This is a genomic window from Glaciimonas sp. OK215 (genome assembly GCF_057787885.1).
Window position 1 is genome coordinate 1455737 of sequence record NZ_CM173544.1, and the last position, 12614, is coordinate 1468350.

At 58.2% G+C, this 12614-nt stretch carries 10 protein-coding genes; all 10 read left to right on the top strand.

What is annotated here, in order from left to right:
* Window positions 1-185: 185 nt before the first annotated feature.
* The 10 genes from AC3CHX_RS06480 to AC3CHX_RS06525 all read left to right on the top strand — a co-directional run bounded on the left by AC3CHX_RS06480 (window position 186) and on the right by AC3CHX_RS06525 (window position 12595).
* Window positions 186-1562: a nucleobase:cation symporter-2 family protein gene (locus AC3CHX_RS06480; protein WP_488643256.1), complete on the top strand. Its 1377-nt coding sequence runs from the start codon at window positions 186-188 to the stop codon at window positions 1560-1562.
* Between the two features lie 67 nt (window positions 1563-1629).
* The gene (locus tag AC3CHX_RS06485; protein WP_488643257.1) at window positions 1630-2649 is read left to right on the top strand and encodes an XdhC family protein; all 1020 of its coding nucleotides are present in this window, start codon (window positions 1630-1632) and stop codon (window positions 2647-2649) included.
* 48 nt (window positions 2650-2697) lie between these two features.
* Window positions 2698-3387 carry a UbiX family flavin prenyltransferase gene (locus tag AC3CHX_RS06490; protein WP_488644738.1) on the top strand — a complete coding sequence of 230 codons (690 nt, stop codon included), beginning with the start codon at window positions 2698-2700 and terminating at the stop codon, window positions 3385-3387.
* A 492-nt stretch (window positions 3388-3879) separates the two neighbouring features.
* Window positions 3880-5022: a CobW family GTP-binding protein gene (locus tag AC3CHX_RS06495; protein WP_488644739.1), complete on the top strand. Its 1143-nt coding sequence runs from the start codon at window positions 3880-3882 to the stop codon at window positions 5020-5022.
* The gene (locus AC3CHX_RS06500) at window positions 5019-6608 is read left to right on the top strand and encodes an ABC transporter ATP-binding protein (RefSeq protein WP_488643258.1); all 1590 of its coding nucleotides are present in this window, start codon (window positions 5019-5021) and stop codon (window positions 6606-6608) included. The genes AC3CHX_RS06495 and AC3CHX_RS06500 overlap by 4 nt, the downstream gene beginning before the upstream one ends.
* Window positions 6598-7692, top strand: coding sequence for an ABC transporter permease (locus AC3CHX_RS06505; protein ID WP_488643259.1), 1095 nt, complete (start codon window positions 6598-6600; stop codon window positions 7690-7692). Before AC3CHX_RS06500 ends, AC3CHX_RS06505 begins: the two co-directional genes overlap by 11 nt.
* Window positions 7677-8609 (top strand): ABC transporter permease, encoded by a 933-nt coding sequence (locus tag AC3CHX_RS06510; RefSeq protein WP_488643260.1) that lies wholly within the window; start codon window positions 7677-7679, stop codon window positions 8607-8609. Before AC3CHX_RS06505 ends, AC3CHX_RS06510 begins: the two co-directional genes overlap by 16 nt.
* A 110-nt stretch (window positions 8610-8719) precedes the next feature.
* Window positions 8720-9805 carry a BMP family ABC transporter substrate-binding protein gene (locus AC3CHX_RS06515; RefSeq protein ID WP_488643261.1) on the top strand — a complete coding sequence of 362 codons (1086 nt, stop codon included), beginning with the start codon at window positions 8720-8722 and terminating at the stop codon, window positions 9803-9805.
* Window positions 9806-9931: 126 nt separating this feature from the next.
* The gene (locus AC3CHX_RS06520) at window positions 9932-11350 is read left to right on the top strand and encodes an amidohydrolase family protein (protein ID WP_488644740.1); all 1419 of its coding nucleotides are present in this window, start codon (window positions 9932-9934) and stop codon (window positions 11348-11350) included.
* Window positions 11351-11680: 330 nt separating this feature from the next.
* Window positions 11681-12595, top strand: a complete 915-nt coding sequence (locus AC3CHX_RS06525; RefSeq protein WP_488643262.1) for an amidohydrolase family protein — start codon at window positions 11681-11683, stop codon at window positions 12593-12595.
* The last annotated feature ends 19 nt before the right edge of the window (window positions 12596-12614 follow it).

Genomic DNA, 12614 nt, shown 5'->3' on the forward strand with positions numbered 1-12614 from the left:
AAGCGTGTGTTTGGCAAATGGTTGATTCATCGAGTAACACGATTGATAAATATTTTCTAGCTATTTACCGATAACTGGCGAAGTGGCACTCTGGTCTTGCGCTGCACCGACTCTGGGGCCTGTTGGGATAGCGTATCGCCGGGGATGCCATCTCAGGAAATCGGGCGATAAAAGTAGGAGACAACATGAGCAATTCTGCGCAAGTGAATACAGTCGACGAAGTTCTTCCAGCCCCTAAACTTTTCGTCTTGGGCTTGCAACATGTGCTGGTGATGTATGCGGGAGCCATCGCGGTTCCTCTCATCATTGGCGGTGCGCTGAAGATGCCGAAGGGCGACATCGCGTTCCTGATCAGCGCCGATTTATTTTGCTGCGGCCTCGTCACAATGATTCAATGCATCGGCATAGGGAATATTGGCATTCGGCTCCCTGTGATGATGGGCGTAGCCTTCACCGCGATCGCACCGATTATCACTATCGGCGCCAACCCGAGCCTCGGTATGCACACAGTTTTCGGCGCGGTGATCGTCTCCGGAGTCTTCACGTATCTGGTGGCGCCCTACATGAGCGGCCTGGTCCGCTGGTTCCCTCCTGTCGTTACCGGTTCGGTGGTGCTGGTGATCGGTATTTCGCTGATGCGGGTCGGCATCAACTGGGCTGCCGGAGGCCAACCGATGATGTCGAGTCCGGCCGGACCGATTCCTAATCCGCTCTACGGCGTTCCTGCGAATCTGGCCATTGCCGGAACTGTGCTGCTGTCGGTGCTGCTCCTTACCGCCTTCGTTAAAGGGTTCCTCGCCAACATCTCGGTGCTGCTGGCGATCTCGCTCGGTTTTGTCATCGCGGTCACGCTCGGCAAGGTTAGCTTCGCCGGTGTAGCGACTGCTCCATGGTTTAACCTGGTGAGTCCTTTCCACTTCGGTCTGCCCACCTTCGATCCGCTGTCGATTGTCACACTCTGCGTCGTCATGCTAGTCATGATGATTGAATCTACAGGACTGTTTCTCGCATTGGGCGAAGTCACTGGACGGCCGATATCGCAGAATGATCTCGCGCGCGGACTGCGTGCCGACGGCGTCGGCAATATCATCGGCGGCATCTTTGGCACATTCAGCTATACGTCGTATTCGCAGAATATCGGACTGGTTCAGATGACGGGGGTGCGCAGTCGGTGGGTATGTGCCGCGGCAGGAGCAATTCTCATCGTCCTTGGAAGCCTACCCAAGATGGCATTCCTCGCGGCCTCGATTCCGCAGTATGTTCTTGGCGGCGCGGCCGTGGTGATGTTCGGTATGGTGGCAGCGGCCGGGATCAAGATATTGACGCGTGTCGACTTCATCGGTAACAGCAAGAATCTCTACATCGTGGCTGTCAGTCTGGTGCTGGGGATGATTCCCTTGGTGGGAGATCGGTTTTTCGCTCAGTTGCCGGAGCTCGTCGCTAAATTTTTTCAAAACGGGATCCTGCTCGGCTGTTTCGCGGCGGTGGCGCTGAACCTGCTCTTCAACTATCGGAGCACGGCAGCTTACGCAGGATTCACATTTGAGGATAAACCCGTGTAGGCGCACCGATCAGAAACCGCAACAAGCACAATCGTCTACAAGCAGAAACTTATCGTGTCGGAGCAATATGGACAGCATCAATCTCGAAGTATTGAAATCCTGCGAGGAATGGATTTCTGATGGACGTCCATGTGAACTGGTGACGGTCATCAAGACGTGGGGCTCCAGTCCGCGACCGGAAGGGGCGATGCTGGCGATTTGCGCCGACGGTTGTGTGGTCGGTTCGGTATCGGGCGGTTGCATTGAAGACGATTTGATCGAGCGCGTGCGCAGGGAAGGTATTACACGCACCAGACCTGAGATTGTTACCTATGGCATTACAGCAGACGAGGCGCATCGCTTCGGATTGCCGTGCGGCGGCACGATTCAGCTGGCAATCGAACCATTGTCGATCGACAGCCGCGTCACCGAACTTCTGCAACGTTTGTCGAAAAATGAGTTGGTAGCGCGCCGCCTTTATCTGTCATCGGGAGCAGTGACACTTGGACCAGCCACAACCGGCATGAGCATGCAAGTCTCTGAAACGGCGATGACCACCATACACGGCCCGCGCTGGCGCTTGCTGATCGTCGGCGCCGGACAGTTGTCGCGCTTCCTTGCGCACATTGCGATCGGCATGGATTACCACGTCACGGTCTGTGATCCGCGCGAAGAATACCGTGAGGGATGGCAGGTTGCAGGCGTCGAGGTCATTCATGCGATGCCGGACGATCTTGCGATTGAGATGAAACTTGACAGTCACAGCGCAGTCATTGCGCTGACGCATGATCCCAAGCTGGACGACCTGGCATTGATGGAAGCGCTGCGCTCGGATGCATTTTACGTCGGTGCGATCGGCTCGCGCGTCAACAACGCGAAACGTCGCGAACGCCTCAAACTATTTGATGTGAGTGACGCCCAATTGCGCAAGCTGCATGGTCCGATCGGGCTTTACATCGGCAGCAAGACGCCGTCCGAAATTGCGATTTCGATTCTGGCTGAAATGACTGCTGTCAAAAATGGTGTGCCGTTACTGGACGCAGCGCGCATCGAGAATGCGAAACGCGCACGGCGTCAGCGCCCCTCTATAGATGTGTGTGAAAGTTGAGTTGAGTATGTTTCTCATTGGCTTCGTCCCGAATTTGGTTCTGCAACCATCGATCACGACCGCTGTCGGCGGCAGGACCACACGCGTGTTGTTGCCGAAGCGAGGCGCACCATGAAAAAACGTCTGGTGGTTGCGATCACTGGCGCAAGCGGCGCCGTGTATGGCGTACGGTTGTTACAGGTTCTGTCGCAGCTTGACGATTGGGAGAGTCATCTGGTCATCTCATCTTCAGGAGCACTGACGGCGGCACATGAGCTGGCAATGGGACGGCCGGACATCGCGGCGTTGGCGGACGTCATGCACAATGTGCGCGACATTGGCGCTTCGATCGCAAGTGGATCGTTTCAATGCGACGGCATGGTGATTGCCCCGTGCTCGATGCGAACGCTCGCAGCTGTCGCACATGGCCTTTCCGATAATTTGATAACACGCGCCGCCGACGTCATGCTGAAAGAACGCCGGCGGCTGGTGTTGATGGCGCGTGAGACCCCGCTGAATCTTGCACACCTGCGTAACATGACTGCGGCAACCGAGTTGGGGGCGATCGTTGCTCCACCTATGCCGGCGTTCTACAATCAGCCAGGCACGATCGACGATATCGTGAACCATACCGTCGGTCGTATCCTTGATCTTTTCAATGTGGAGCACGCCGGGTTATTACAGCGCTGGCAAGGGCTTAAAAAAAGCGCTGAGCTGGTACACGAATCGGCATCGGGAAAGAACGTGAAAAGCATTTGATTTGTACTTGATATGCATGTGAATAGAAAATATAAATAGCGTCATGAGTGGGTAGAAGCGATCAGCTGTGCATCCGAAGGCGCAATGCCGAAGGGTGGTACGCGGGAGATTGCTCACTGTGAAACCGTCGTCCGATAAACATTGGACGATCCGACAGTGATGTGAATTCTCTCTACCAAGAGCTGCAATGCATAACTCATTCTTCATCCTCATCAAGTCGCCCGCATTGCTTGCGGTCGTCGTTGCAACAAATTCCATTTCTGCCGCCGCCGCTGCGTCATGCTTCCTGCCGACCTCTGATCTGACGGACTGTCGCTCCGCACACGCGTATCAAGAGTCGAGCGCCAACAAGGACGACGCACCCGCAAGCGCGACCCTCACACCAAGCAATACTGCCGGCCAAGTGGTCGGTGTTTTTCCCCGGTGCTATCCCATCACCCCTGATCGGGACCTACCAACAATATCGGAGCAGACATGAACGCAGCAACCATCATGACCAACAACACAACCACCGCATCGCAGCAGGTTCCTGTAACGATCCTCACCGGCTTTCTGGGCTCGGGAAAAACGACGCTCCTCAACTACATCCTGACTGAGAAGCATGGCCACCGGATCGCAGTGATCGAGAATGAGTTTGGCGAAGTCGATGTCGACTCCGATCTTGTACTGACATCCGAGGAAGAGATTTTTCAGATGACCAATGGCTGCATCTGTTGCGTGATCGATGTGCGTACCGACCTGGTGCGTATTCTGCAAAAACTGCTGGCGCGCAGCGAGAAGTTCGACCATATCCTGGTCGAGACTAGCGGCCTGGCCGATCCGACGCCGGTCGCGGCCACCTTTTTCATGGACAACGAGGTCGCACGCCAGGTCAGCCTCGACGGGGTAGTGACGCTGGTGGATGCGTTGCACATCGACGGCCACCTCGATGATCCCCGACTACAGGGGTTTGACAACCAGGCGGTCGATCAAATCGTGGCAGCCGATCGCATCATTATCAACAAGACTGATCTGGTCGACGAAGCGGCCATCGTTGCACTGGAGAAGCGCATTCGCCGCATCAACGCGGGAGCCCGGATCATGCGCTCAAGCCACGCTCAGGTCGACCTCACAAAGATCCTTGGCATCGGTGGATTCTCTGCATCATCCGTGATGGCGACCGATCCCCATTTTCTGGACGAGCACGAACACACTCACGTTTGCGATGAGGCGTGCGAGCAGCACCCGCATGCGCACGGCCATTTACACGACCCTTCTGTCGAGTCGGTCTCATTTGTGTTCGACATGCCCTTCAACAAGCCGGCGCTGGACGCCCATCTGGCGCAACTGCTGGCCGTCTACGGCGACGACATCTTCCGGCTGAAAGGGATTCTTGCCATCGCCGGTGATGACAGGCGCTACGTGTTGCAGGCGGTTCATCGCGTGCTGGAGCTGCGACCTGCGGATACATGGGATGGCGCAACGCGTTCCAGCAAGTTCGTGTTCATCGGCCGCAACCTCGATCGGCGCAGTTTGGAAACAGGGCTGCTGGATTGCGTCTATGCAGCGACAGCGGCTCGGAGGATGCTGCGGCTGCCAGAGTTGTCCCATACGACAGCAGGCGCAACTAACGACGTCGGGGAGGAGAGCAAATGAGCGATAAAGCCAACACGCCGCGGCTTATGTTGCGGGGCATCAGCAAGGTCTATCCGTCGGTGGTTGCCAACGACGGCATCGACCTGAGCGTCATGCCGGGCGAAATTCACGCGATACTGGGCGAGAACGGTGCCGGAAAGTCCACGCTGATGAGAATCATCTATGGCGTGACGCGACCGACCTCGGGGGACATGTTTTGGGAAGGTGATCCGGTACAGGTTGAAAGCCCGACCCACGCGCGCCAGCTCGGCATTGGCATGGTGTTCCAGCACTTTTCACTATTCGATACGCTCAGCGTGGTGGAAAACGTGGCGTTGTCGTTGCCCGGCACGCCGGACCTGAATTACCTCGCGCGCCGCATCGAGAAGGTATCCGAGAAATATGGATTACCGGTCGATCCGCGCCGCCTGACCCACGGGCTGTCGGTGGGCGAGCGCCAGCGGGTGGAGATCATCCGCTGCCTGCTGCAAAATCCCAACCTGCTGATCATGGACGAGCCGACTTCGGTGCTCACGCCGCAAGCAGTGCGCAAGCTCTTCGATACGCTGCGTCAGTTAGCCGGCGAAGGCTGCAGCATTCTGTATATCAGCCATAAGCTGGATGAAATCCAGGAACTTTGTCACACCGCCACCGTGCTGCGCGCCGGTAAGGTCAGCGGCGCTTGCGTGCCGGCACAGGAAACGCCGAAGTCGATGGCCCGCATGATGATTGGCAAGGATCTGCCGGTATGCGAACACGGTGCGCCCAGTAGCGGAGGCGAGCTGCGCTTGCGCGTGGAACATCTGTCACATAAGTCGGATGACCCGTTCGGCGTGGATCTCAAAGATATTCATCTGGAAGTCAGATCTGGCGAGATCGTCGGCATCGCCGGGGTCTCCGGCAACGGGCAGCAGGAACTGCTCTACGCGCTCTCGGGCGAGGGGCCGCTGGTCGAGAAGTCGCCGCTGCAGATTTGCGGCATCGCAGCGGGATGCATGGGCCCCGACCAGCGGCGCACGCTCGGACTGTGTTTCGTGCCGGAGGAGCGCCTCGGCCGCGGCGCGGTGCCGCGCATGTCGTTGTCCCAGAACGCCCTGCTGACGGCCTACGGCAACGGCATGGTGCGCTACGGCCTGATCCGCTTCGGCGTGATGCGCGACTTTGCCGAGCGCTGCATTGCACGCTTCAACGTCAAATGCGGCGGGCCTGACGCGCCGGCGCGTTCGCTGTCCGGCGGCAACTTACAGAAGTTCATCGTGGGACGCGAAATCATGCAGGAACCCAAGCTATTGATCATCGCGCAGCCGACCTGGGGCGTGGACGTCGGCGCAGCAGCCTTCATTCGACAGGCGCTGCTCGACCTGCGCGACGCGGGAGCGGCGGTGCTGGTGATTTCGGAAGAACTGGATGAGTTATTTGAAATCAGTGACCGCATTGCGGTGATTGCCGGCGGTCGACTTTCGCCGGCCACCCCTGTCAGCGAAACGAATGTCGAGGAGATTGGTGTGCGCATGAGCGGGATGTGGGGCGGTGCCGTCGGTACTGCAAAAGGTAATCACGGCAGCAACGCCAAGGACAGTGCCAAGGAGATTCAACATGTTGCTTAGACTGGAAGCGCGTCCGGAGGCGTCCCGACGCATGCGTTATTTATCGCCCGTGATTGCCGTTGTATTGACGCTGCTGGGCAGCTTGATTCTGTTTTCCGCGCTCGGCAAGAATCCGATCGATAGCTTCAAGGTCTTCTTTTTCAATCCGGTGCACGATCTGTATGGCGTGTCCGAATTATTCTTGAAGGCCACGCCGTTGATGTTGATCGGTGTCGGACTGGCGGTCGGATACCGGGCCAATGTGTGGAACATCGGCGCTGAAGGGCAATTCATCCTGGGCGCGATTGCCGCTACCGGTGTCGCGCTGCATTTTCAGCACGCGGTCAGCATCTGGATATTGCCCGCGATGGTCGTAGCCGGCGCCATCGGCGGGGGGCTATGGGCGGCCATCCCCGCTTTGCTTCGCACCCGCTTCCGCGCCAATGAAATCCTGGTCACGCTGATGCTGGTGTATATCGCCCAATTTTTCGGCTCATGGCTGGTGCACGGTCCATGGAGAAACCCGCAGGGTTTCAACTTTCCCCAGACCAGGATGTTCGCTGATTCTGCACTGCTTCCGCTGCTGATCGAAGGTACCCGTCTGAATGCTGCGTTTCTGCTGGCACTGAGCGCGCTTGGGGTCGGCTACGTTTTCCTGGAGCGCAGCTTCTACGGCTATCAGATGCAGGTGTCGGGGCAGGCCGACGCTGCCGCGCGCTACGCCGGCTATTCGGCGCAGCGGACCATCTGGATCGGCCTGCTGGCAGGTGGCGCAATGGCCGGTGTGGCGGGTATGTCCGAAGTCGCCGGTCCGATGGGGCAGCTGACCGAATCGATCTCCAGCGGCTACGGCTTTGCGGCAATTATCGTGGCTTTTGTGGGGCGCCTCAATCCGATCGGTATCTGCTGCGCGAGCTTGTTGATGGCGCTGCTGTTTTTGGGTGGCGAGCAGGCCCAGCAGTTCATTAACTTACCGTCCTCGATCTCTAAGGTGTTTCAGGGAATGTTGCTGTTCTTCCTGCTCGCTTCAGATTTGTTTATCGGCTACCGGCTCCGTTTCGACAGCGCCGCACCATGGAGAAAGTCTGTATGGAAAACTACCTGATCACCTCAATCATTGCTGCCACCATCGCTGCGGGCACGCCTTTGATTATCGTCGCGATGGGAGAGCTGGTCACTGAGAAGGCCGGTGTGCTCAACCTGGGAGCCGAAGGCATGATGTCGGTCGGCGCGGTGGCGGCGTTCGCCGTGGGATTTTCCGGAGGCAGCCCGTTTGTTTCTGTGCTGGCCGGGATGGCTGCCGGCTGCGCCATGGCGCTGCTATTTGGCTTCCTGACACTGACCATGATGGCGAATCAGGTCGCGTCGGGCCTGGCGCTGGCGATCTTCGGCGTCGGACTGTCGGCATTCATTGGCAAACCATACGAGTCGGCGCCGCTCCCGATAGTGCTGCCGATCCGGGTGCCGATACTGGCTGACATCCCGCTCATCGGCCCGGCATTTTTCAATCAACAGTCGGTGGTGTATTTCTCCTGGGTGCTGGTCGCAGCGGTGATCTGGTTTTTGTACCGCAGCCGTTGGGGCTTGGTGTTGCGCGCAGTGGGCGAGTCGCCGTCTGCGGCGCATTCGGTGGGTTACCGGGTGATCGCGTTACGTTACGTAGCGGTCGCTTTCGGGGGGGCGATGGCGGGCATTGGCGGCGCGTTCATGTCGGTGTACTACACGCCGTTGTGGACTGAGGGCATGGTGGCCGGACGCGGCTGGATCGCGCTGGCACTGGTGGTGTTCGCCACCTGGCGACCGTTGCGCGTAGTGCTCGGCGCTTATCTGTTCGGCGGTGTGATGATTTCGCAACTGTTCGTCCAGGGCGCCGGTCTGAAGATCGATGTGCCATCGCAGTTGCTGTCGTCGCTGCCGTATTTCGCAACGATCGTTGTGCTGGTGTTGATCTCACGCAACGTACACACCATCCGGCTCAACGCCCCTTTTTCTCTGGGTCAGCCGTTCAGGCCCGATGCATGAATTGAAGTTTCTGAAGCGTCACAGCGATCTTGAAGTTCATGGTGGTAAAGCAGGTCGCGCTTTTTGCGTCATCCGTTGCTTGTTCAATGATAAAAAATAGGAGCCTCAACATGTCACACGATTTTCGCCGCACGTATCGCTTCATCGTCAGTTTGGCAGCCGGCCTGGGTTTTGTCGTCTCAGGCTACGCAGCCGAACCGCTCAAAACCTGCTTTCTATATTCAAATCCGATCGGTGAAAGCGGTTGGACTTACCAGCATGAACTGGCGCGCAAGGAACTGGTCGCAGCCCTGGGAGACAAAATTACCACCAAGTATGTCGAGAACGTCGCAGAGGGCCCGGACGCCGAACGCGTGATTCGAAATTTTGTGCAAGAGGGTTGCAAGCTTATCTTCACACCATCGTTCGGGTTCATGGAACCGACCCTGAAGGTGGCACGGCAATCGCCCAAAGTGATCTTCATGAACGGCAGCGGCTACAAGACGGCGCCCAACGTGGGGGCCTACAACGCCCGCTATTATGAAGGTCGTTATCTGGAAGGGGTGCTGGCGGGCAGCATCAGCAAGAAGGGGGAGGTCGGTTACGTCGGGGCCTTTCCGATCCCGGAGGTGCTGCAGGGACTGAACGCTTTCACCCTGGGCATGCGCAGCGTCAATCCGCATGCGCAGGTCAAACTGATCTGGGTGAACTCTTGGTACGACCCAGGCAAGGAACGTGACGCTGCCAATACGCTGATCAAGCTAGGTGTCGACGTACTTGCGTATGCAACGTCCGGGGTCGCCATTGTCACTACGGCCGAGGGACAGGGTGTGTACACGCTCGGTTACTACTCGGACATGTCCAGATTCGGCCCTAAAACCAATGAGACTTCGATCATGCAGACGTGGGGCGGCTACTACATCAAGGTGGTGAGAGACGTGCTTGCCGGCCGCTGGAAGTCGAACAACGTGGTCGGCGGGCTGCGCGAAGGCATGATCAAGATGGCGCCGCTCAACAGCGCTGTGCCAGCCGACCTGCGCGACAAATTTGCCGGCGATGAGCGCGCCATCATCGATGGCAAGTTGCACCCGTTCACCGGCCCTATCTACGATCAGGACGGCAAGGAGCGCCTGGCTGCCGGCAAGGTCATGAGCGACGAAGAAATGAACAACATGAACTATCTGGTCAAAGGTGTCGACGGCACAGTGCCTAAATAATGCGGCGCGCACCCCAGGGTGATTTCGTCTCTGGGGACTGGCGCTAGCCTGCTCGCGCGGATTGCATCACGAAGATGAAGTCTGCGCCAGCCGGACCCCTCTGGATTTGAAGAAAGTACCGTGAAAATGACCAATAGCATTCTCATCAAAAATGCCCATAGCATTCTCACCGGCAGGCGCGGTGAGGACGCCCGCAGCGCAGCCAGCGATGTGCGTATCGACCGGGGCGTCATTACCGAAATGGGGCGAGGCCTCGCGGTCCTGGTCGGTGAACGGGTTCTCGATGCCAGCGACTGCGTCATTTACCCAGGCTGGGTGAACACGCATCACCATCTGTTTCAATCGCTTCTCAAGGGCGTCCCGGCCGGGATCAATCTCACGCTCAGCCCCTGGCTGCAGGCCGTCCCCTTTATGTATCGCCGCGCATTCAATGAAGAACGGCTGCGTTTGGCGGCGCGCATCGGGATCGTTGAGCTGATGCTGTCGGGATGCACCACCATCGCCGATCATCACTACATCTATTACCCTGGGATGTCCTACGATGCATCGGCGGCCCTATTCGACGAAGCAGCGGCGCTAGGCGTGCGTTTCATGCTGCAGCGCGGCGGCGCGACTATCACCCGCAAGCTGGAAGCAAATGATAGAAACCATGTCGCGCCGGAGACCCTGGACGGCATGATTTCCGAGGTCGAGCGCACTGCGGCCCGCTTCCATCAGCACGGGGTACGGCCGCGCACGCGTGTCGCTATGGCACCAACTACCGCCACCGTGTCCGTGCAGCGCAACGAGCTGAAGCAAATCGCACGTGCGGCCCGCAGCATGGGCATTCCGCTGCATACCCATATGTCAGAGTCGGTCACCTTCATGGAACACTGTCGCGACGCCTTTGGCTGCCTCCCGATCGAATATCTCGCCGAAAACGAATGGATCGGTCCCGACGTTTCCCTGGCGCATCTGACGCATCTGACCGATGCCGAGATGCAGATTCTGGGCGCGTCCGGCACCGGCATGGCGCATTGCCCGCAAAGCAATGCACGGCTGGCCGACGGCGTGGCCAGTGCGCCGGCGCTGGATCGGCTGGGCGCTGTAGTGTCGATCGGGGTCGACGGCGCCGCGTCGAATGAGGCGGCCGATATGCTCAGCGAGGTGCATTTTTGCTGGCTGATGCATCGGGCCCATGCGGGTGCCGCCACCCGTCCTCGTCCTGAAGGCGCGGGTGAGGCCGGCGCTGACAGCGTGTCCGTCGAGCAAGTCGTGCATTGGGCGACGGCCGGCGGCGCACGCATGCTGGGCTTCGAGGGCGTCGGCACTTTAGCGGTCGGTCAAGCGGCTGACCTGGCGGTATATGACCTTGATGCGCCGCGCTATTTCGGTCTGCACGATATGGCCATCGGCCCCGTTGTGAGCGCTGGCAGACCTCGTCTGAAATGGTTATTGGCCGATGGTCGCATCGTTGTGGAAGATGACGCGATTCCTGGTGTCGACATGGCGGAACTGCGCGCTCAGGCGCGCGCCAACGTGCTGCGCTTGATGAGGGACGGCTGAGCGACGCGTATGCGGCGGCGTGCGATTCATTGGCAGATTGACGGGATCCAGCAGCAATTCCGATATATCAAATTGTTTATGGATTTCGTCTTGACAGGCGAACTCGCCGGAATGTATAAATTGACCTTGTAAGTGGGTAGAAGCGTTCAATTGAACATCAGCGGTGCAAAGCCGCAAAAGTTCGATAGGAGATTGCTCACTGGCGGAGTACTCGTCAGTGGGGTTTCATCTTCTTTGGTTCGCCCCCTGACAGTCCTCCAGAAAGCAGAGCGTGAATCTCGATTTGAGACTTGCGAAATCCTAACCTGAAGTACTGTGAGGAGAACCCACATGATTGTCGACACCAGTTGTTATCCCACTAACCTCGTCGATCTCGCCTGGCGACACGACGGTGATCCTTTCACCGGCGAACGCCTGATCGAAATGATGGACGGCCCGTATACGATCAACGGCAAGCCACGCCGCATCGACAAAGCCTTCATCCAGCCGCCGCAAGGCAACACCATCTACACCTGGACGGACGGCGAGCTCTCTGGGCGCGAGTCGATCGACGCCTACATGGCCTACACGGTCGAGCTAGTGAAAAAATACCCCGATCGCTTACTCGGCTGCTTCGTCTACAACCCGCGCTGCGGTGTAGAGAACGGCGTGCAGGCAATCGAGTACTACGCACAGGAGCTCGGCTTCAAGATGGTCCAGTTCCAAGCCAATATGCACGCGTACCGGCCTGACCGCGCGCTTGATTGGTTGCGGCCTGCGTTAAAAAAATGCGCTGAACTCGGCTTGCTGGTCAAGCTGCACACCGGCGACGGCCCGTACAGCATCCCGACCGAATGGGTGCCGATGATCAAGGAATTCCCAACGGTGAATTTCATCATGGCGCACTTCGGCGTGCAGACCGGGGGTGTCTACTGCTTCGAACCATTCCAGATGGCGATGGATATGCCGAACGTGTATTGCGAGTCCAGCTGGTGTCTGCAATCGCGCATCGTCGAGTTCTCCAAGGTACTGCCTACGCACAAGATTTTGTTCGGATCGGATACGCCGCCGAATGAGCCTGGCATGTGGCTGCGTTTGCTCGAAGTGCTGTGCTTCGAGCCGCCGCAGGGCTTGAATCTCGATGAAGACACGCTGGAGGATTACCTTGGCAACAACCTCGCCAGGATGATCGGCCTCGAACCGAGTCCGCCGCCGCGCAGCGTGGAAGAGGCGCAGGTACATCTGGCAAAAATTAACGATAAGTGAGCACACGCTGAGTATTCGA